We start from the raw sequence: 20183 nt of genomic DNA, 5'->3' as shown, positions 1-20183 counted from the left end.
CACCGCCCGCGACGCGACGGGAGTGGCGCATCCCCGCAGGCCGAACGAAGTCGGCGTACTCCACGGCGCCGACCGACGGTTTGGCGGTCGTTCGGGCGCTGCGCGGACATCGCCCGACCCCGACCCCCCAACACCAGCCCGAAACCGCCGACGGCCGCGCGGCGGACCCGCACATCACCACGGCCCGAACGACGTCGGTGTACCCCGCGGCGCCGGCCGACGGGTGTGGCAGTCTCCGGGCTGGACCGTCGCCTGCCCAACGGCGCCCCCGGCGCCCGCCGAAACTCGCCACAGCGCGGCGCTGGGTCAGGGGCGTCGACCTGGGTGTGCCGCAGCCGTAAGGGCTGGGAGCGATTAGTCTGCCCGTCATGACCCCGCAGGCCTCCACCCCCGCCTACCGACGGCTCAGCGTCGAGGAGCGCCGCAGTCAGTTGCTCGACGCCGCGCTGTCCCTCTTCGCGCATCGCGCGCCCGAGGAGGTCTCCCTGGACGACGTGGCGGAGGCGGCCGGAGTCTCGCGGCCGCTGGTCTACCGGTACTTCCCGGGCGGCAAGCAGCAGCTGTACGAGGCTGCGCTCAGGTCCGCCGCCGAAGAGCTCCAGCAGTGCTTCGACGAGCCCCGCGAGGGCGCCCTCCTCCCCCGCCTCGCCCGCGCCCTGGACCGCTACCTCACCTTCGTCGACGAGCACGACGCCGGCTTCAGCGCCCTGCTCCAGGGCGGCAGCGTGGTCGAGACCTCGCGGACCACCGCCATCGTGGACGGCGTGCGCCGGGCCGCCGCCGAGCACATCCTCAGCCACCTCGGGGTCAGGGACCCGGGGCCGCGGCTGCGTATGACCGTCCGGATGTGGATCACGGCCGTGGAGGCGGCCTCCCTGATCTGGCTCGACGAGGACAAGCAGCCGCCTGCCGATGAGCTCCGCGACTGGCTGGTCGAGCAGTTCGTGGCCGTCCTCACGGTCACCGCCGGCCGCGACCCGCAGACGGCGGCGCTCGTCGCAGCGCTGTCGGAGAATGGCTGAAACTGGTGCCGTGAAGACACAGGACACCCCCTTCGAGGGCGGGCCCATGGACGGGCGCGTGCTCCCCGTGCTGGTGGGACCCACCGGCCACCCCCCGAAGACGTACCGCATCCCGGTCCCGGACGCGCACGGCGGCAGGCCCACCGTCCTCGTCTACCGCCGCGTGCCCCGGGGGCACAGCAAGCGGCTCGGGCTGGTTCAGTCGTGGAAGTACGAGTACGACCCGGAGGGCAAGAAGAGCGGCAGGCTCAAGTGGCCCTGGTCGAAACCCGACACCTCGCCAGACGCCACGCCGTCGGGCAATCCGGATGACACCCACGGGTGAAGCCGTTGCACCGAACCGCCTACGTTCCACGCGCGACCCGCACAACCACGTCTATTTCTCACGGTGCGGAGAGAAGCGGAAGGCCCGCCCTCCCCGGTCCGGAGGTGACGACGTGTCAGAAAGGTTTCTGCGCCTGGCTTGTACGGCCGCGGTGGCTGCCCAGGCCGTGCTCGCGCCCGTCCCCGCGGCGGCCGCGCCCGGCCCGCAGCGCCCGGTGTCCCAGCTGCTGACGGACCTTCAGCGGCTGTACCGGCAGGCCGAACAGGCCACCGAGACCTACAACGCCACCGGGGAGAAGCTGAAGAAGCAGCGCGCCCGGGTGGAGCGGTTGGACGGCGAACTCGCCCGTGCCCGGCTCGCCCTGCTCGGCAGTCGCAGCGCGGCCGGACGGCTGGCCCGGCAGCAGTATCAGGGCAGCACCGGTATCTCCCCGTACGTTCGCCTTCTCCTCGCCGACGACCCGCAGCACGCGCTCGACGCGGGACATGTCATCGGGCAGTTGTCACGGGAGCGGGCCGAGACGGTGGGGCGGCTCTTGGGGAGCGAGAAGAAGAAGGAGGAGCTGGCGAGGGAGGCCCGCAAGGCCCTCGACCGGCAGCTCAGCCTCGCCGAGCGGCAGAAGAAGCAGCGGGACGATGTGCGCTCACGGCTCGGCGAGGTCGAGGAACTGCTCGCCTCGCTCAGCAGCGACCAGCTCGCCGCGCTCGCGGAGTTCGAGCGGAACGGGATCGCCGGGGCGCAGCAGAAGGTCATGGCGTCCGGTGCCCTCAGCAGCGTGCGGGCCCCTTCGAAGGGGGGCGAGGAGGCCGTGCGCTATGCGGTGGCCCAGCTCGGGAAGCCGTACCAGTGGGGCGCCGAGGGCCCGGCGGCGTACGACTGCTCGGGACTGACCTCCCAGGCCTGGGAGCACGCCGGGACGCCCATCCCCCGGACCAGCCAGGAGCAGTGGGCCCATCTGCGGCACGTTCCGTTGCGCGAGCTGCGGCCCGGTGACCTGGTCGTGTACTTCCCCCAGGCCACGCACGTCGCCCTCTACCTCGGCGACGGAAGGGTCGTACAGGCACCGCGGCCCGGCGCCAAGATCAAGGTGTCGCCGATCGCGGCCAACCCGGTGCTCGGCGCCGTACGCCCCGATCCGGGCGGGGAGCCCCTGCCGCGCTACACGCCGCCGAAGCTCCCCCGCGGTGCCCTGAAGGGGGCCGACCAGGGTTACGCCCCTGCCGCCGCTCCGGCCACGGCGGCGAGGTAAGCCTCGGTCTTCTCCGGCTCGTAGAAGAAGTTCTCGAAGTCGGCCGGGTCGTTGAACGCGTTGGCGAAGCGGTCGGCGACCGGCTGGAGCTGGCCCGCCGCTCCGATCAGGTTGAGGATGTGCTCCGGCGGCGGGGCCAGCATGGCGTTCGTCCACTTGGTCACGTGCTGGGCCGTGTTCCAGTAGCGGTCGAACGTCTGCTGCATCCAGACCTCGTCGAACTCCTTCTCGCCCTGCTCGAGGATCGAGGCGAGGTACGAGGCGGCGCACTTGGACGCCGAGTTGGAGCCCTGGCCGGTGATCGGGTCGTTGGCGACGACGACGTCCGCGACACCCAGCACGAGGCCCCCGCCGGGGAGGCGGCCGATGGGGTTGCGGACGGTGGGGGCGTAACGGCCGGCGAGGGTGCCGCCCGCGTCCGTCAGCTCGACGCCCTTGGCCCTCTCGTGCTCCCAGGGCGTGAACTTCTCCATGAGTTCCAGGGTCAGGGAGAGGTGCTCCGCCGGGTCCTTGACGCCGTTGAACACGTCCAGCGGGCCGCCGGGTATGCCTTCCCAGAACAGGATGTCCGCGCGGCCGGACGTGGTCAGGGTCGGCATGATGAACAGCTCGCCGACGCCGGGGACCAGGTTGCAGCGGACCGCGTCGAACTCGGGGTGCTCGGGGCGCGGGCCCAGGCCGTGGACGTAGGCCACCGCCAGCGCGCGCTGCGGCTCGCTGTACGGCGAGCGGGACGCGTCCCGGCCGAACATGGAGACCAGCTCGCCCTTGCCCGCGGAGACCAGCACCAGGTCGTAGGCGCGGGAGAAGTAGTCGAGGTCGGAGACCGCCGCGCCGTGGATGACCAGCTGGCCGCCGCGCTGGGCGAAGGTCTCCATCCAGCCGGCCATCTTCACCCGCTGGTCGACCGACTGCGCGTACCCGTCGAGCCTGCCGACCCAGTCGATCGCGCGGGCCGCGGGGCCCTCGCTCCAGGAGCCGGGGGCCGCTACCGAGACACCGAGTCCTTCGATCTTCGGGGCCTGGGACTCCCAGAAGTTCAGCTGGAGATCGCGCTCGTGCTGCAGTGCCGTGTCGAACATGCACTGCGTCGACATGACCCGGCCGGAGCGGATCTCGTCCGCGGTCCGGTTCGACATCAGGGTGACCTCGTACCCGTGCGACTGGAGTCCGAGGGCGAGCTGGAGACCGGACTGGCCGGCTCCCACGACGAGTATCTTGCGCATACGGGTGGTGCCTCCTACGGCTTGGGGGCTACTCGGGGGTTTCCTCGAGCGCGTGGGCGACGAGGGCCAGGAGGGTCTCGATCACCGAGATCCGGCGGCGCGCATCCATGATCATTACAGGGATGCGCGCGGGGATCGTCAACGCCTCGCGAACGTCCTCCGGTTCGAACAGCTCGCTGCCGTCGAAGTGGTTGACCGCGACGACGTACGGCAGGCCGCAGCTCTCGAAGTAGTCCAGCGCGGGGAAGCAGTCCTTGAGGCGGCGGGTGTCGGCCAGCACGACGGCGCCGATCGCGCCGCGCACCAGGTCGTCCCACATGAACCAGAACCGCTGCTGACCCGGCGTGCCGAACAGGTAGAGCACCAGGTCGTCGTCGAGCGTGATGCGGCCGAAGTCCATGGCCACGGTGGTGGTGAGCTTGCCGGGCGTGGCGGTGAGGTCGTCGGTGGCCTCGCTCGCCTCGGTCATCAGCGCCTCGGTCTGCAGGGGCGTGATCTCCGAGACGGCGGTGACCAGCGTCGTCTTGCCGACGCCGAAGCCGCCCGCCACGACTATCTTCGTGGCTATCGGGGCTCGGGTGCGGTCCGTCTGCCAGGACTTCAGATCCTCGTCGGGTTCGTCGAGGCCGACGAGGGGAGCGACGCCAGGAGCGGCGTCAGAGACGACGGAGTCCACTCAGCACCCTTTCCAGCAGAGCGCGGTCCGGGCGGCCCACCCCGTGGCCGGTGCCGGTTCCGTACACACGGATCTTTCCCTGGTCCGCGAGATCGCTCAGGAGGACGCGGACCACGCCGAGCGGCATCTGCAGCAGCGCGGCGATCTCGGCCACCGTACGCATACGGCGGCACAGTTCGACGATGGCTCGCATCTCCGGCATGACCCGGGTGTTGAGCGAACCGTTCGTCAGTTCCTTGCGCTCCTCGGGGGCCTCCAGTGCCGCCGTGCTGGCCACGAACGTCTCCACGAGGAGGACATGGCCGAAGCGGGTGCGGCCGCCGGTGAGCGAGTAGGGGCGGACCCGGGCGGGCTTGCGGTCGCCGCGGACCGGGAGCTGCCGCTGCTTCGGGGAGCTGCTCATCGGGCGCTCCCCGGCGCCTGGGACTCCAGCGATTTTCGGAGCTCGCTGCGGAGTTCGGGCGTCAGGACGTGGCCGGCCCGCCCGACGAAGAGCGCCATGTGGTACGCCACGACGCTCATGTCGCAGTCCGCGGAGCCGTGCACGCCGAGCAGCGAGCCGTCGCTGATCGACATCACGAAGAGGCTGCCCTCGTCCATCGCGACCATCGTGTGCTTGACCCCGCCGAACTCCATCAGCCGGGCGGCGCCGATGGTGAGGCTGCCGATGCCCGAGACGATGGTGGCGAGGTCGGCCGAGGAGCCCCGGGGGCCGGTCCGCCGCTCGGTGCGGGCTTCCCTGGCCTGGAAGTTGCGTCCGGGGTCCGAGGAGAGCAGGAGCAGGCCGTCGGAGGAGACCACGGCGACCGACTGGATGCCCGGCACCTCCTCGACGAGGTTCGTCAGCAGCCAGTGCAGGTTGCGGGCCTCACTGCTCAGTCCGAAGGTACTGGGCGCGGTCAACTGCTTGCCTCCTCGACAGTGCCCCCCGTGAATTCTCCGGCGTGTGCTGGTGCTGCGTCCGGCCGCTCGTTCTGGGCCGTCTCTGCGGCGATCTCCGCCTCCACGTCCCGGCGGCCCGATTCCGCCCCCCGGCGGAAGCCGCCGAGACGCCGGCGGAGTGCCTCGGCGTCGACGGAGCCGGTCCGCTGGCGCGGGGCGCGGTCCGGGGCGGTGATCTTCGGGGTGCGCTTGGGGAGGCCCTTGCTGGTGACCTCGTCCTCGATGTCCGCGGCTCCCGCCGCCGCCTGTGCCGGCGCTTCCTCTTCCGCGGCCCCCGCCGCTTCCGTGGTTTCCGCCGCCGGTGCGGGGACGGCGGCCTCGTCGGGAGTCCGCTCGTGCGCGTCCGGTCCGATGGCGTACGGGTCGGTGACGGGCACCGGGGCCAGCAGCTCCATCGTGGTCTCGGCGGGACTCTCGGCCGGGATCTCGGCGGAGGTCCGGGCCGGGTCCTCGGCGGGAGTCCGCGCCGACGTCTCGGCGGAGATCCGGGCCGGTTCCTCGGCGGAGGTCCGGGCCGGGTCCTCGGCGAAGTTCTGGGCCGGGTCCTCGGCGGAGGTCTGGGCCGGGTCCTCGGCAGGAGTCCGCGCCGACGTCTCGGCGGAGGTCCGGGCCGGGGCCTCGGCGGAGGTCCGGGCCGAGGTCTCGGCCGTGGCCGGCTTCTCGTCTGACGTTTCCCGTGCGGCCTGCTCCGCCAGCGCCACCAGCGGATCGGCGTCCTTGGCTCGCCCGTGCAGCACGTTGGAGTTGACCTCGGCGTCGGCGCCGGGCAGGGAGAAGGTGTGGGTGCCGCCGGACACGGTCGCGGTCGGCGGGACCGCCGTGGCCGGAGCCTGGGCCAGCAGCGCGCCGGGGAGGACGACGACCGCCGCGATGCCGCCCTGCTTCTGCTCCCGCAGCTGGACGCGGGCGCCGTGCCGGTGGGCGAGGCGGGCGACGACGTACAGGCCGAGGCCCAGGCCTTCCTCGCCCTCCTGCTCGTACGGGGAGTCCGGGTCGAACTCGGCGAGCCGGGAGTTGAAGCGGGCCAGGCGCTCGTCGGTCATGCCGATGCCCTCGTCCTGCACGGAGAGCATGACCTCACCGCTCTCCAGCAGCCAGCCGGAGACCTCGACGTGCACGTCGGGCGGGGAGAACGAGGTGGCGTTCTCCATCAGCTCGGCCAGCAGATGGGAAAGGTCGTCGGCCGCGAAGCCGGCCACGTGCGCGTGCGGGGGAAGCGCGGCGATACGGACCCGCTCGTAGCGCTCGATCTCGCTGACCGCGGCCCGTACGACGTCCACCAGCGGGACCGGGCCGTGGTGCTGCTGGACGTGCTCGGTACCGGCGAGGACCAGGAGGTTCTCGCTGTGCCGGCGCATGACCGTGGCGAAGTGGTCGAGCTTGAAGAGCGTGGAGAGCCGCTCGGGGTCCTGTTCGCGCTCCTCCAGACCCTCGATGACGCCCAGCTGCCGCTCGACGAGGCCGAGGGTGCGCAGGGCCAGGTTGACGAAGGTGCCGCCGATGCTGGCCCGCAGCCGCTCCAGCTGGGCCGCCGCGTCGGCGAGTTCGGCGCGCAGTTCCTCGCGCGCGTCGGCCATCTTCTGGCGCTGGCCGACCAGGTGCTTGCGGTCGGACTCGAGGGTGGCGATGCGCTCGTGGAGGGCGGCGGCGTGCGCGTGCAGGGCGTTGACCGAGCGGACGACCTGGGCGAACTCGTCGTTGCGGCCGGTGAACTTGACGGGTTCCTCGGCGGCCGGGTTCTCGGACTCGGCCAGCCGGGCCGAGCCCCGGCGCAGCACCGAGAGCGGGCGGGTCAGGGTGCGGGCCATGGCGGTCGCGATGCCGACGGCGACCAGCATCAGGGCGCCGAGGACGGCGATGCGGATCTCCCAGGCGGTGACGTCGTCGTCGCGCAGCTGGGCGAGGTCCTTCGTGCGGTGGTCGTAGAGGGCTGCCTCGGCACCGCGCATCTGGTCGACGCGGGCGGACAGGGCGGCGTCCAGCCTCTTGGTGCTGACGCCGAGGTCGCTGTCGGAGAGCGTCGGCTGGTCGGTGAGCGTGGCGAGGTACTTGTCGGCGGAGTTCACCTCGGGGCCGGTGACCGTCGAGTCGTACGAGTCGACCGCCGACTTGGGCGCGGCGTCGCGGAAGCCGTCGAGGGCTGCGTCGGAGCGCAGCCGGGCCTGCTGGGCCGCGGCGCTGAGGGCGTCGCGCTGCTTCTTGTCGGCGGCGGAGGTGGTGGAGGTCGTGCTGGGCAGGCCCGTGACGGGGTTGATGACCGTCTGGGTGGTGCTCGGCACGTTGAGGGCCGCGAGGAGCAGTCCTCGGGCGGCGGCGGACTGCTGGACGGCGGAGTCCAGCTCGGCGAGCGCGTACGCGCCGGAGCCGGCCCGTGGGGGCATCTGCTCGGCCAGGTCCTCGGCGAGCCGGTGCAGCTCGTTGATCGCGGCCGAGTAGGCCTGGTGCGCCTCCAGCGCCGTGCTCCTGCCGGTGAGCGCGGCCCTGCGCACAGCCGCGATGCCGTCCAGGTCCGTGCGCATCCAGTCGGGCGTGTCGGTGTCGGCGCGCAGGTCCTCCACCTGCCGGTCGACACGGGCGCTGCGCTGCTCGGAGGGCGCCTTGGACTTGGGGCGGCCGGCCGCGACGTAGGAGGTGACCTCGTCGCGCTCGTCGGCGAGCGAGTGGGCGAGGGCGAGCGCGTCCTGGGTGCGCCCGGCGAGGGTCACCAGATCCTGGGAGTCACTCAGTTGCCCGGAGGCGGCGAGGACGGACGGGGCTCCGGCCCCGGCGACGGCGGCGGCCACCACGGCCACCGCGACGATCAGCCGGTTGCGTACGTGGGTCGGACGGCCGGTGCCGACAGGAGTGCGCTCGGCGCCCCCTTCGGAGGCCGTCTGCCTGCCTGTGCCCCGAGACCGCTTCTTCTGCACCGATGCTCGCATTCCTGAACTCGTCTACCCATGGGCCCGGGTGCCACCCCGCCGTTCCGGTGCCGAGCAATGCGTTCACCCTCCCCCGGGCTCGGCTCGGCTTCAGCTCGCGCGCGGGACGCCCCCATCGGTCCCCGACCCTCCCAGCGCCGGTGGGCAGTGGTCGTGCATCACCTGACCGGCCACCCGAAGGAGTGAACATCGGAGGGGAGTTGGCGGGCAAGTTGCCGCCACGTGTGCGGGGGTGATTACCGGCGGGCCGGTTGGACGCGGGCCGCAGGCTTTGGCAGGATTCGCCGACACGCCTTCTCGGAGTGCGCCATTCCACCCCAAACCAGGCGTCTGACCTGCGCGGCCGTGTCAATTCCGGGAGCGTTGCCAGCCTTTGGCGAACACTGTGAAGGCCTCGTGCAGACTGGCCGAATGCGTACTGAAGTCGTATCGGAGCCCGGCAGCGCGGCCCGTCCCAACGAGGACTTCGCCGGTGTCGGACTACCGGCCTACGGGCAGGGGGGTTGCGTGATCGTCCTGGACGGGGTGACACCGCCGGACAGCGGTACGGGCTGTCTCCATTCCGTCCCCTGGTTCACCGCGCGACTCGGCGGATCCCTGACCGAACTGACCGTTTCCGACCCAGATCTGACGCTGCCGGAGATCCTTTCCGCCGCGATCGCCCGCACCGCGGAATCCCACGCGGCCACCTGTGACCTTTCTCACCCGCGTACACCCCAGGCGACGGTGGTCCTGGCCCGCTGGTCCGCGGACAGCGTCGAGTACCTGGTCCTGTCCGACTCCACCCTGCTCCTGGAGTCCCCCGACGGCACGGTCACCCCCGTCCTGGACGACCGCCTCTCCCGGCTGTCCCGCGCGTCCCTGGCGAGCGACGCCGTCGCCGACGCCACGGTCCGCAACAAGGAGGGCGGCTTCTTCACGGCCGCCGCCGACCCCTCGGTCGCCTCCCGGGCGGTGACGGGCACGCTCCCGCGCGACGGGGTCCGCGCCCTGGCCGCCCTCACCGACGGAGCGACCCGCTGGGTGGAGAAGTTCCGCGAGGGCGACTGGAGGGACTGTTTCACCGTCGTACGGAAGGAGGGCGCGCGGGCGCTGGTGGAGCGCGTACGGGCGCTGGAGGAGGCGGACCGGGAGGAGCGGGCGTTCCTGCGGCGGAGCAAGACGCACGACGACGCGACGGTGGTGTACGTGGAGCTGTGAGAGGCGGCTCCGCGCCCCGCCGGGATGCCCGCGCCTTCCGGGACGGGTCCGGTGCGGGTCCGGGACGGGGCCGTTCGCCCTACCTCTCCATGACGCCGTTCAACTCGTGCAGCAGTCGCGCCAGTTCCGCGACCTCCTGCCGGTCCCAGTGGGCGAGCTGGCTGACGTAGCGGGCGCGGCGGGCCTCGCGGACCTTGCCGACCCGGCCGCGGCCCTCGGCGGTAAGGGCCACCAGCCAGGCACGGCCGTCCGCGGGGTCCGGCTCGCGGGCGATCAGGCCGAGCTCCTCCAGGGCGCGCAGCTGGCGGGACATGGTGGCCTTGCCGACGCCGATGTAGCCGGCGAGTTCCGTGGCGCGCTGGCGGCCGTGCTCGTCGAGGCGGACCAGGAGGCCGTACGCGGCGGACTCCAGGTCGGGGTGGACCTCGCGGGCCATCTCACCCTGATTGGCGCGGGCACGCCGCAGCAACACAGTCAACTCGCGTTCCAGAGCCAGGAACTCCTGGTCTGCACCACTGGGTGTCACCTGTCCGGCTGCGTGATGTCCGCCGCCGTTTCCGTCCTCGTGCACGTCAGCACCCCTGATCGGTTTCGCGGTCCTGAAAGTTTCTGTCAAACGCCGCCGTTGCCGCAGCTCCGTCAGTATTTCGCAGGCGTAGACCAACGGCAGCCTCCGGACCCCCTTTCCACCTGCCCGTCTACGTGCGTAGTTTCCTTAACAGGCAACTAATGGCATGCCCACGCCAGTGGGTCATCCGCGGAACCCCCACCCCATCCTCGGAGGCACGTCATGCCCGTGCACAGATCCGGTCCGATCCGCCCGCGCCCCCTCACGGCCCTGGTGGCCGTGCTCCTGGCGGCGCTCTCCCTCACCCTCCCGCTCTCCACCGCCGACGCCGCGACCACCCCCGCCCGCGGCTCGGCGTACATGGGCATGGGCGTCCTGGCCCACGACGGCCGGGACGGCACGCCCAGCGCCGGTGCCGCCGCCCAGACCGAGGGCGTCGACGTCGCCGGCTACCAGGGCAACGTCGCCTGGTCCACGCTGTGGAACAGCGGCGTCCGATGGGCCTACACGAAGGCGACGGAAGGCACGTACTACACCAACCCGTACTTCGCCCAGCAGTACAACGGCTCGTACAACGTCGGCATGATCCGCGGGGCGTACCACTTCGCCACCCCGGACACGACCAGCGGCGCGACCCAGGCCAACTACTTCGTCAGCCACGGCGGCGGCTGGTCCAGGGACGGCAGGACCCTGCCCGGCGCCCTGGACATCGAGTGGAACCCGTACGGCGCGACCTGCTACGGGAAGTCGGCCGCCGGGATGGTGAGCTGGATCGCCGACTTCCTGAACACCTACAGGGCGCGCACCGGCCGGGACGCCGTGATCTACACGGCCACCAGCTGGTGGACCCAGTGCACCGGCAACTACGGCGGCTTCGCGTCGAACAACCCGCTGTGGATCGCCCGGTACGCCTCGGACGTCGGGACGCTGCCCGCCGGATGGTCGTACTACACGATGTGGCAGTACACCTCCTCCGGACCGACGGTCGGGGACCACGACAAGTTCAACGGGGCCCTGGACCGGGTGGTGGCGCTCGCCAACGGCTGACCACGCACACCGGAGCACCGGGTCGACGCGAGGCACGCCGACCCGGTGCTCCGGTGCTCCGTGCGGGCGGCCGGGTGCCGCTCAGCCGACCAGGCCGGTCGGGTCCCGGGGCGCGTCGTCGGCCGGGGCCGTCCGCTGCTGCGGGAACACCGGCTCCGCGGCTCCCGCCGCGCGGTCCGTCTCGCGCTCCACCGCGGCCCGCTCGGCCAAGGCGTTGACGGCGGCGTTGAACCGCTCCAGCGAGGTCGGATGGTCCGGGCCCAGGACGTACTCCTTGAGGGTGCGGCGCTCCGCGGCCATCGGGTCGTGCCGCGGCTCGCGGACCGAGCGCAGGATCTCCGGCAGCCGCGCGCACGCGCGGTCGAGCAGATAGGCGCCCCCGGCGGTGGTGTACGCGGCCCGGAACTCCTCGTCGGGCAGGTCGTGGGCGTTGGTCAGGACGTACGGCTTGAGACCGGCGACGAAGTCGGCGACCACGGAGGAGACGTCGCTGATGAGGATGTCCGCCTGGTTGAAGCACTCGTAGAGCGTCGGCAGCTGCTTGAGGACGACGTGGTGCCGGATCGGGCCGCGGCTCTCCCAGTACAGGCGGTGCCACTCGGCGTGCAGTTCCCGCCACTCGGCGGCGCCGTCCCGGTCGGGGAGCCGCGCGTCACGGATCTGCTGGGCGTCGTCACCGTCGTGCCGGCCGGCCAGTTCGTCGAGCCGGGCCCTGATCTCCCGCAGGCGGGGCGCGGCGGCGGTGACGGCGGCCTCCGCCTCCGCGGCCTCGCGCCGCTCGTTGTCGGCCCGCAGCAGCTCCCGGACGGCCCGGTCCGCCTCGGCCGCCTCCGGCGAGCGCTTCCCGGTGAGCGGGTGCGGCTTGTAGAGGACGCGCACGTTCTCCGTGAGGAGGCGCTCGACCAGGGCCACGCCCATCGGGATCAGCGAGGTGTGGCAGTCGTCGTCGCTCCAGCCCTCCCAGGTGGGGGCGTAGAGCACGGTCGGCACCGGGCCCGGCGTGTGGTCGGCGTGCAGCCGGATCGGGGCCAGCTGGGGCCGGCCCACCTCGACGATGGCCTTGTCGCTGATGGCGTGCCGCACCCGCCGGTAGCGGTCCCGGCCCGCCCGGCCGGCCACCCAGATCTCGTCGTACACCTTGCTGACCCGGTTGCTGCTCGCGAGCTTGTCGCTGTCGCCGTGGCCGATGAACACGTGCTTGGCCTCGGCGATGCGCAGCATGTGCACGTTCTTGCCCGCGTTGCCGGGATACAGCACGACGCGGACGCCGGACAGCTCCAGCTCGGCCAGGTCGTCGGCCTTGGGCACGCAGACCACCGGGATCCAGGTGCGGCTGAGGTGGCGGAACGAGGCCCGCTCGCGCAGGACGATCACCGGGCGCAGGTCGAGCCGCTCCAGCGTGTCGATCCACATGTTGACCTGGTACATGAAGTCCCGGGACACCGAGGCGAAGCTGAAGTACAGGGCGACCTCGGGCCGGTATGCCGCCAGCTGCCGGTTGACCTCGGCGAACACAGCGTCCCGGGCGGGCATGCGGCGGACCCGGCGGTACTGCCCCAGCAGGGCCGCCACGGCCGCCACGGACAGCCCGGTCGTCAGTGCGAAGCCGACGCCCGCCGGATACCAGACCCCGGCCGCCAGCGCTGCGAGCAGTCCCGCGTGGGCCGGCACGTCGAGGTGGAGCAGCTTGCGCAGGAAGCGCCGGTAGAGGACGGCGGACGGGCGGCGCGGGACGTCAAGTGCGCTGAGGTCGAGGTTGCGCACCACCAGCGGCAGCACCCGCCGCAGCCGGATGGCGTGGTGTGCGGCCGAGTACAGCATCACCAGCGCGAAGTGCGCGCTGAAGACGGCCAGCGCGGCGACCAGCACCCGGTCCGGCGCGTCCGTCCGGCCGGCCAGCGCGAGCAGCATCACCGTGCGGATCGCGAACCGCAGGGTGCGGTTGAGCTGAAGCGTCGCCAGCCGGCGGACGAAGCCGGGCGCCCGGGTGTGCACCACCTCGTCCACCACGTAGGTCACGGCCGACGCCACGGCGAACCCTCCGACCGACGGCAGCAACGCGAAGACGGGCAGCGCCGCGAAGCCGGCACCGAGCACGAGCACGAGGAGCAGGTCGGTCGTCCCGCGTACCCGCAGGACCCCGCACAACCGACGAATCATCAAGGACAAGGCGTTCCCCCCACGGGATTGCACACGGTCTGTCAAAAGCCGTTGTTCGCCAGTTCGACCGAGGAGGGGGTTGAAGAGTTGTACATCTGGCACTCGGAAATATTTCACCTTGTGTTGGTGCGGGGTTGACCTCGCCATGGTGCGTCGAAAAGGCCCGGGCCTCCCTCACGGGGCCCGGGCCTTTCCTTCATCCGATGGCGTCCGTCACGCCGCCACCGGAACCTCCGGCGCCGCGCCGTTCGTGGCCGGCGACAGGGCCAGTTCCAGGACCTGGCGGACGTCCGTGACGGCGTGGACGTCGAGCTTGTCCAGCACCTCCGACGGGACGTCGTCCAGGTCGGGCTCGTTGCGCTTGGGGATGATCACGGTCGTGACCCCGGCCCGTTGCGCGGCCAGCAGCTTCTGCTTCACGCCGCCGATCGGGAGGACCCGGCCGGTCAGCGAGACCTCACCGGTCATCGCCACGTCCGTACGCACCAGGCGTCCGGACAGGAGCGAGGCCAGGGCCGTGGTCATCGTGATGCCGGCGCTCGGGCCGTCCTTGGGGACCGCGCCCGCCGGGAAGTGGATGTGCACGCCCCGGTCCTTCAGATCGGCCACCGGCAGCTCCAGCTCGGCACCGTGGCTGCGCAGGAAGCTCAGCGCGATCTGCGCCGACTCCTTCATCACGTCGCCCAGCTGGCCCGTCAGGGTCAGCCCCGCCGCACCCGTCTCCGGGTCGGCGAGGGAGGCCTCCACGAACAGGACGTCTCCACCGGCGCCGGTCACCGCGAGGCCCGTCGCCACGCCGGGGACCGCCGTGCGGCGCTCCGCCGGGTCCTGGGCGGACTCGGGCACGTGGTGCGGCCGGCCGATCAGGGCCCGCAGGTCCTCGTCCTTGACGGTGAACGGCAGCTCGCGCTCGCCCAGTTCGTGCTGGGCCGCGACCTTGCGCAGCAGCCGGGCGATGGACCGCTCGAGGTTGCGGACGCCCGCCTCCCGCGTGTACTCACCGGCCAGCTTGCGCAGCGCGCTCTCGTCGAGGTCCACCTCGTCCTTGCCGAGCCCCGCCCGCTCCAGCTGGCGCGGGAGCAGGTGGTCACGGGCGATGACGACCTTCTCGTCCTCGGTGTAGCCGTCCAGGCGGACCAGCTCCATACGGTCGAGCAGGGCCTCCGGGATGGCCTCCAGGACGTTGGCGGTGGCGAGGAAGACGACGTCCGACAGGTCCAGTTCCACCTCCAGGTAGTGGTCCCGGAAGGTGTGGTTCTGGGCCGGGTCGAGGACCTCCAGCAGGGCGGCCGCCGGGTCGCCCCGGAAGTCGGACCCCACCTTGTCGATCTCGTCCAGCAGGACCACCGGGTTCATCGACCCGGCCTCCTTGATCGCGCGCACGATCCGGCCGGGCAGCGCCCCGACGTACGTACGGCGGTGGCCGCGGATCTCGGCCTCGTCGCGGACGCCGCCGAGGGCGACGCGGACGAACTTGCGGCCCATGGCGTGCGCGACGCTCTCGCCGAGGCTCGTCTTGCCGACGCCGGGCGGTCCGACCAGGGCCAGTACGGCACCTCCGCGCCGGCCGCCGATCACGCCGAGTCCGCGGTCGGTACGGCGCTTGCGCACCGCCAGGTACTCGGTGATCCGCTCCTTCACGTCCTCCAGGCCCGCGTGTTCGGCGTCGAGGACGGCCTTCGCGCCCTGGATGTCGTACGCGCCGGTGTCATCGGTTCGCTCGTTCCACGGCAGTTCCAGGACGGTGTCGAGCCAGGTCCGGATCCAGGAGCCCTCGGGCGACTGGTCGCTGGACCGCTCCAGCTTGTCGACCTCCTTGAGGGCCGCCTCGCGGACCTTCTCGGGCAGGTCGGCGGCCTCGACGCGGGCGCGGTAGTCGTCCGACTCCTCGGCGGAGTCCTTGCCGTTCTCGCCGTTCAGCTCGCGCAGCTCCTTGCGGACCGCCTCCAGCTGACGGCGGAGCAGGAACTCGCGCTGCTGCTTGTCGACGCCCTCCTGGACGTCCTTGGCGATGGTCTCGGCGACGTCCTGCTCGGCGAGGTGGTCGCGCAGTTGCTGGGCGGCGAGCTTGAGGCGGGCCACCGGGTCGGCCGTCTCGAGCAGTTCGACCTTCTGTTCGGTGCTCAGGAACGGTGAGTAGCCGGAGTTGTCGGCGAGCGCGGAAACGTCGTCGATGGCCTGGACACGGTCGACGACCTGCCAGGCGCCGCGCTTGCGCAGCCAGGCGGTGGCCAGCGCCTTGTATTCCTTGACCAGTTCGACGACGTGGCCCGGCAGCGGCTCGGGCACCTTCTCGTCGACGCGCGTGCCCTCGACCCACAGCGCAGCGCCCGGTCCGGTGGTCCCGGCGCCGATCCTCACCCGGCTGCGGCCGCGGATCAGCGCGCCCGGGTCACCGTCCGCCAGCCGGCCGACCTGCTCGACGGTGCCGAGCACACCGGTGCCCGGGTACGTCCCGTCGATGCGCGGCACCAGAAGGACCTTCGGCTTTCCGGGCTCCGTCCGGGCGGCGGCCTGCGCGGCCTCCACCGCGGCGCGTACATCGGCGTCGTTCAGGTCCAGCGGTACCACCATCCCGGGCAGCACGACCTCGTCGTCGAGCGGCAGCACAGGCAGAGTGAGCGGTGTGAACGCCGTGGACTCAGCAGCCATGATCTCCCCTTCGGCAGTCAAGTTGAGCTATGCCGACTCAATGCACGGGAGCTCCCGGATGTTCCCATGGCTGCGTTCGCTCTGAGCGATCACCGGATCACCGTGCACTACCAGCGGAAACGGGGGGCGGTGCGCGGTTATGCCCGTGGGGGAGGACACGGCACCGCACCGGCGCGGGCGCACCGAGTCGGGACACCGCGTCCGGCGCGGTGCCCGGCGGCCGCCCGGAGGGGCTACGCGGACCGGGCCTGCTCCACCGCCCGGGCCACGTGCGTGGGCCGGACCGACCGCACGGCCCGGGCTCGCTGCCGGCGGCGGATCGTGGGCCACATGGCGATGCCTATGGCCAGCGAGATCAGGTGGCCCCAGTTGGTCATCGGGTCCGTGTACGCGATCAGGTCCTGCAGGAGCATGCCGCCGAACAGCGCGACGACCGGCCAGCGCAGCCAGGGGGTGAGCAGTCCGGCCAGGGCGCCCGTGCTGGCGGCGACGCCGAAGCTGATGCCGTAGTCCAGGCGGTGCAGGGAGCTGCCGGGCAGGTGTCCCGCCACGACCGCGATCCCGACGGGGACCTCGGTCGCCAGGGTGGCGAGCACGTGCCCGAGCAGAAAGACCGTGGCCGCGCCCAGTGCGCCTATGCGCCGCTCCAGCGCGGTGAGGACGACCAGGAAGCACATGGCGTACGGCGACACGACCCCGCCGGCGATCCACAGCGCGCTCACCAGCAGGACCTGCACGGGTGTCCGCACCAGGTGCGCGACATCCGTGCTGGAGGCCTGGTAGAGGCTGTGCACCAGCCCGGGGGCGGCGTCGGCGGCGATCAGCGAGGTGACGGCGAGCACGGCCGCGTAGGCGAAGGTGAACGGCGTTCCCGTGGGGGTGGGCAGCAGCCGCCACGGGTGGAGGGCACGCAGCCGCCGAGCGAGGAGGCGGTGGGGGGCGGGGAAGGCCTGCGCGGGGACCGGCGCGGTGGTCACCCGGTCATCGGGCCGGGGCCGAAAGGGCACGTCCGGCGGGGTGGCCGCCGCTGGGGCGCCGAGGGCCGCACCGTCCGCCATGGCACCGCGCTGGCGCGGCATGCCGTCCAGCAGGTCGCCGAGCCCGGTGGGCGACAGGGCGCCGTCGTCGGGAAGAGGCATGCCCGGGGGCGTGGGCGAGGCCGTCGTGCCGGCCGTCGCGGTCGGTTCCACGGTGTGGCGCTCCTTCCGTCCCGCCCCACCCTTCGTGCCGCACAGGCCTCTGTCTATGACCGACGCCACGCAAGGCCCCGATTCACAGGATCTTCTGAGAAACCGCTCGACTCACACCGGGGTCCCGACAGAAGCGGAAGCGCTCGAACGAGTGATGTGCGCCGGCCTGCCGCCATCCGTAATTTCCGTGGCCGCAAAGCCGTGTTCGTGCAGGATGGGCGTATGGCCGCCACGTACGACACTCCCGTAGTCCTGGACCGTCGCGAGGGCCCGCACGGGGAGGTGGTGCTGCGCAGACACGGCGGGTTACTGCAGATCATCGCCAACGGGTGCTTTCTCATGGACACCTCCGACGGGCGCTCGGAGCGGCTGCTCGTCGACGCCGCGTACGACGCCCTGGACGGGCGGCCGGAACCGGACGTGCTGATCGGCGGCCTCGGCGTAGGGTTCTCGCTCGCACATGCCGCGGCCGATCCCCGCTGGGGGCGGATCACCGTGGTCGAGCGCGAGCCCGCCGTGATCGGCTGGCACCGGGAGGGCCCGCTGTCCGGGCTGTCGGCCGCCGCACTCGACGACCCGCGCACGGAGATCGTCGAAGCCGACCTCTTGATGCACGTCAATGAGACTTCCGCCACGTACGACGCCCTGTGCCTGGACATCGACAACGGGCCCGGCTGGACCGTGACCGAGGACAACGACGGCCTCTACTCACCGGCCGGACTGGCAAGCTGCGCAAGGGCGTTGGCACCCGGAGGGGTACTCGCCGTATGGTCGGCACAGCCCTCTCCGGATTTCGAGGGAACCTTGCGGAATGCCGGGTTCCAACAGGTGCGTACCGAAGAGATCCCCGTTGCCCGGGGCGTTCCGGACGCTGTGCACCTCGCCGTACGCCCTGGATAGCGACGGTGCCTCCGGTCCCCGTAATGTGCTTCCCTGACGCGGATCATTCAAGCGTCAATCGCAAACCATGCGCAGACCGAGGAACCACCCCACTGGTTCCGGAAAGCACACTCAGGGGCGGGCGATGGAGCAGACACACACCTCGCACAGCGGTACGGCGGCGGCTACTCCGGGCGCACAGCGCCGGGTGCTGGTGATCGAGGACGACCCGACGATCGTGGACGCCATCGCGGCCCGACTCCGCGCCGAGGGATTCCTGGTGCAAACCGCGGCCGACGGTCCTTCCGCGGTCGACACCGCCGAGGCCTGGCAGCCCGACCTGCTGATCCTCGACATCATGCTGCCCGGCTTCGACGGCCTGGAGGTCTGCCGCCGTGTGCAGGCCCAGCGCCCGGTGCCGGTGCTGATGCTCACCGCGCGCGACGACGAGACCGACATGCTGGTCGGGCTCGGCGTCGGCGCCGACGACTACATGACCAAGCCGTTCTCGATGCGGGAGCTGGCCGCGCGGGTGCACGTGCTGCTGCGCCGCGTGGAGCGGGCGGCCATCGCCGCGGCCACGCCGCGCTCCGGCATCCTGCGCCTCGGCGAACTGGAGATCGACCACGCGCAGCGCCGGGTGCGGGTGCGCAGCGAGGACGTCCACCTCACGCCCACCGAGTTCGACCTCCTGGTCTGCCTGGCGAACACCCCGCGCGCGGTGCTCTCCCGTGAGCAGCTCCTGGCCGAGGTGTGGGACTGGGCGGACGCCTCCGGCACCCGGACCGTCGACAGCCACATCAAGGCGCTGCGCCGGAAGATCGGCGCCGAGCGGATCCGCACGGTGCACGGCGTGGGCTACGCCCTGGAGACCCCGACGCCATGAGCGACGGGCCGGCCGCACGGAGAAGCCCCGGGGAGGAGCCCTGGGGCGGCGTACGTCCGTTCTCGATCAAGACCAAGCTCGGCGCGCTCGTCGTCATCTCGGTGCTGATCACCACGGGTCTGTCGATGATCGCGGTGCACACCAAGACGGAGCTTCGCTTCATCACGGTCTTCTCGATGATCGCCACACTGTTGATAACGCAGTTCGTGGCGCATTCACTCACCTCGCCGCTCGACGAGATGAACGCGGTGGCCCGGTCGATCTCCCACGGCGACTACACGCGCCGGGTGCGTGAGAACCGCCGGGACGAACTGGGCGACCTGGCCGGGACGATCAATGTCATGGCCGACGAGCTGGAGGCCCAGGACAGCCAGCGCAAGGAGCTGGTGGCGAACGTCTCGCACGAGCTGCGCACGCCCATCGCGGCCCTGCGGGCCGTTCTCGAGAACGTCGTGGACGGCATCGCCGAGCCGGACACCGAGACCATGCGTACGGCGCTCAAGCAGACCGAGCGGCTCGGGCGGCTGGTGGAGACGCTGCTGGACCTGTCCCGGCTGGACAACGGCGTCGTACCGCTGCGGAAGCGGCGTTTCGAGGTGTGGCCGTACCTCTCCGGCGTGCTCAAGGAGGCCAACATGGTCGCCTCCGCGCGCGGGGGCATGGCGTCGGGCTCCGGGAACCACACGCGGACGGACGTCCATCTGCACCTGGATGTCTCCCCGCCCGAGCTGACCGCGCACGCGGACCCGGAGCGCATCCACCAGGTCGTGGCCAATCTGATCGACAACGCGGTCAAGCACAGCCCGCCGCACGGCCGGGTCACGGTGAAGGCGCGGCGCGGGCCGCAGCCGGAGTCGCTTCAGCTGGAGGTCCTGGACGAGGGCCCCGGCATCCCGAGGTCGGAGTGGCACAAGGTCTTCGAACGCTTCAACCGGGGAGCCGTCAGCCGCCCGCACGGTCCGGGCAGCGACGGCGGTACGGGTCTGGGGCTGGCGATCGCCCGCTGGGCGGTGGATCTGCACGGCGGCCGGATCGGAGTGGCCGAATCCGAGCGAGGCTGCCGGATTCTCGTCACCCTTCCGGGAGAGCGATCCGTGCCAAGTTGACGTAAAGTTCGAACCGGAGCGACAAGATCCACGAGCGTCCCCACTGACGGACACGTGTGATCAGGGACGGCCCGCGCCTGTGGGGCGCCGAGGCCCTGGCCCACGCGTACCTTCCGCAGGCGAACCACGCTTGT

General features: G+C 71.7%; 17 protein-coding genes. 8 read left to right on the top strand and 9 right to left on the bottom strand.

Going from position 1 to position 20183, the window contains the following annotated elements:
• Positions 1-368: 368 nt before the first annotated feature.
• From Q8A52_RS03065 to Q8A52_RS03055, 3 genes are all read left to right on the top strand, one after another.
• Entirely contained in the window at positions 369-1022 is a 654-nt protein-coding gene (locus tag Q8A52_RS03065) for a TetR/AcrR family transcriptional regulator (RefSeq protein ID WP_316748468.1), read from the top strand.
• 10 nt (positions 1023-1032) lie between these two features.
• Positions 1033-1347, top strand: a complete 315-nt coding sequence (locus Q8A52_RS03060; protein WP_316748466.1) for a hypothetical protein — start codon at positions 1033-1035, stop codon at positions 1345-1347.
• A 112-nt stretch (positions 1348-1459) separates the two neighbouring features.
• On the top strand, positions 1460-2596 hold the full coding sequence (locus tag Q8A52_RS03055; RefSeq protein WP_316748464.1) for a C40 family peptidase: 1137 nt from the start codon (positions 1460-1462) through the stop codon (positions 2594-2596).
• Here the strand turns inward: Q8A52_RS03055 and Q8A52_RS03050 are convergent.
• The 5 genes from Q8A52_RS03050 to Q8A52_RS03030 are packed head-to-tail and all read right to left on the bottom strand — an operon-like array spanning position 2557 to position 8361.
• Complete coding sequence (locus Q8A52_RS03050; RefSeq protein WP_316748462.1) at positions 2557-3822, bottom strand: styrene monooxygenase/indole monooxygenase family protein; 1266 nt, start codon at positions 3820-3822, stop codon at positions 2557-2559. The genes Q8A52_RS03055 and Q8A52_RS03050 overlap by 40 nt on opposite strands.
• A gap of 28 nt (positions 3823-3850) precedes the next feature.
• The gene (locus tag Q8A52_RS03045) at positions 3851-4498 is read right to left on the bottom strand and encodes a GTP-binding protein (RefSeq protein ID WP_316748460.1); all 648 of its coding nucleotides are present in this window, start codon (positions 4496-4498) and stop codon (positions 3851-3853) included.
• The gene (locus Q8A52_RS03040; protein ID WP_316748458.1) at positions 4479-4901 is read right to left on the bottom strand and encodes a DUF742 domain-containing protein; all 423 of its coding nucleotides are present in this window, start codon (positions 4899-4901) and stop codon (positions 4479-4481) included. Before Q8A52_RS03040 ends, Q8A52_RS03045 begins: the two co-directional genes overlap by 20 nt.
• Complete coding sequence (locus Q8A52_RS03035; RefSeq protein WP_316748456.1) at positions 4898-5401, bottom strand: roadblock/LC7 domain-containing protein; 504 nt, start codon at positions 5399-5401, stop codon at positions 4898-4900. The genes Q8A52_RS03040 and Q8A52_RS03035 overlap by 4 nt, the downstream gene beginning before the upstream one ends.
• Positions 5398-8361, bottom strand: a complete 2964-nt coding sequence (locus Q8A52_RS03030) for a sensor histidine kinase (RefSeq protein ID WP_408649163.1) — start codon at positions 8359-8361, stop codon at positions 5398-5400. Before Q8A52_RS03030 ends, Q8A52_RS03035 begins: the two co-directional genes overlap by 4 nt.
• A gap of 411 nt (positions 8362-8772) precedes the next feature.
• Here Q8A52_RS03030 and Q8A52_RS03025 point away from each other — a divergent pair, with 411 nt between their 5' ends.
• A complete protein-coding gene (locus tag Q8A52_RS03025; RefSeq protein WP_316748452.1) occupies positions 8773-9561 on the top strand; it encodes a protein phosphatase 2C domain-containing protein in 789 nt (262 codons plus the stop codon).
• Between the two features lie 79 nt (positions 9562-9640).
• On the opposite strand, the gene Q8A52_RS03020 is transcribed toward Q8A52_RS03025, so the two are convergent.
• Positions 9641-10132, bottom strand: coding sequence for a MarR family winged helix-turn-helix transcriptional regulator (locus tag Q8A52_RS03020; RefSeq protein WP_316748450.1), 492 nt, complete (start codon positions 10130-10132; stop codon positions 9641-9643).
• 219 nt (positions 10133-10351) lie between these two features.
• On the opposite strand from Q8A52_RS03020, the gene Q8A52_RS03015 reads away from it, so the two are divergent.
• Positions 10352-11176 (top strand): lysozyme, encoded by an 825-nt coding sequence (locus Q8A52_RS03015; protein WP_316748449.1) that lies wholly within the window; start codon positions 10352-10354, stop codon positions 11174-11176.
• Between the two features lie 81 nt (positions 11177-11257).
• Here the strand turns inward: Q8A52_RS03015 and Q8A52_RS03010 are convergent, their stop codons facing one another.
• The 3 genes from Q8A52_RS03010 to Q8A52_RS03000 form a co-directional block, all read right to left on the bottom strand.
• Complete coding sequence (locus Q8A52_RS03010) at positions 11258-13336, bottom strand: hypothetical protein (protein ID WP_316748447.1); 2079 nt, start codon at positions 13334-13336, stop codon at positions 11258-11260.
• 213 nt (positions 13337-13549) lie between these two features.
• Entirely contained in the window at positions 13550-15988 is a 2439-nt protein-coding gene (lon, locus tag Q8A52_RS03005; RefSeq protein WP_316748445.1) for an endopeptidase La, read from the bottom strand.
• A 233-nt stretch (positions 15989-16221) separates the two neighbouring features.
• Complete coding sequence (locus tag Q8A52_RS03000; RefSeq protein WP_408649162.1) at positions 16222-17178, bottom strand: rhomboid-like protein; 957 nt, start codon at positions 17176-17178, stop codon at positions 16222-16224.
• 222 nt (positions 17179-17400) lie between these two features.
• On the opposite strand from Q8A52_RS03000, the gene Q8A52_RS02995 reads away from it, so the two are divergent.
• The 3 genes from Q8A52_RS02995 to Q8A52_RS02985 all read left to right on the top strand — a co-directional run bounded on the left by Q8A52_RS02995 (position 17401) and on the right by Q8A52_RS02985 (position 20049).
• Positions 17401-18078, top strand: a complete 678-nt coding sequence (locus Q8A52_RS02995; protein WP_316748443.1) for a spermidine synthase family protein — start codon at positions 17401-17403, stop codon at positions 18076-18078.
• A 124-nt stretch (positions 18079-18202) separates the two neighbouring features.
• On the top strand, positions 18203-18943 hold the full coding sequence (locus Q8A52_RS02990) for a response regulator transcription factor (RefSeq protein WP_263212538.1): 741 nt from the start codon (positions 18203-18205) through the stop codon (positions 18941-18943).
• Complete coding sequence (locus tag Q8A52_RS02985) at positions 18940-20049, top strand: sensor histidine kinase (RefSeq protein ID WP_316748437.1); 1110 nt, start codon at positions 18940-18942, stop codon at positions 20047-20049. The genes Q8A52_RS02990 and Q8A52_RS02985 overlap by 4 nt, the downstream gene beginning before the upstream one ends.
• The last annotated feature ends 134 nt before the right edge of the window (positions 20050-20183 follow it).

This window comes from Streptomyces herbicida, from assembly GCF_032656585.1.
GTDB lineage: Bacteria > Actinomycetota > Actinomycetes > Streptomycetales > Streptomycetaceae > Streptomyces > Streptomyces herbicida.
This window is presented reverse-complemented; position numbering and strand designations above follow the sequence as displayed.

Bases quoted from the DNA above. Each gene is read 5' to 3' on its own strand.
- Q8A52_RS03010 (WP_316748447.1), bottom strand. From the start codon at position 13,336: ATGATTCGTCGGTTGTGCGGGGTCCTGCGGGTACGCGGGACGACCGAC.
- Q8A52_RS03040 (WP_316748458.1), bottom strand. From the start codon at position 4,901: ATGAGCAGCTCCCCGAAGCAGCGGCAGCTCCCGGTCCGCGGCGACCGC.
- Q8A52_RS03015 (WP_316748449.1), top strand. From the start codon at position 10,352: ATGCCCGTGCACAGATCCGGTCCGATCCGCCCGCGCCCCCTCACGGCC.
- Q8A52_RS03025 (WP_316748452.1), top strand. From the start codon at position 8,773: ATGCGTACTGAAGTCGTATCGGAGCCCGGCAGCGCGGCCCGTCCCAAC.
- Q8A52_RS02985 (WP_316748437.1), top strand. From the start codon at position 18,940: ATGAGCGACGGGCCGGCCGCACGGAGAAGCCCCGGGGAGGAGCCCTGG.
- Q8A52_RS03030 (WP_408649163.1), bottom strand. From the start codon at position 8,361: ATGCGAGCATCGGTGCAGAAGAAGCGGTCTCGGGGCACAGGCAGGCAG.
- lon (WP_316748445.1), bottom strand. From the start codon at position 15,988: ATGGCTGCTGAGTCCACGGCGTTCACACCGCTCACTCTGCCTGTGCTG.
- Q8A52_RS03065 (WP_316748468.1), top strand. From the start codon at position 369: ATGACCCCGCAGGCCTCCACCCCCGCCTACCGACGGCTCAGCGTCGAG.
- Q8A52_RS03050 (WP_316748462.1), bottom strand. From the start codon at position 3,822: ATGCGCAAGATACTCGTCGTGGGAGCCGGCCAGTCCGGTCTCCAGCTC.
- Q8A52_RS02995 (WP_316748443.1), top strand. From the start codon at position 17,401: ATGGCCGCCACGTACGACACTCCCGTAGTCCTGGACCGTCGCGAGGGC.
- Q8A52_RS02990 (WP_263212538.1), top strand. From the start codon at position 18,203: ATGGAGCAGACACACACCTCGCACAGCGGTACGGCGGCGGCTACTCCG.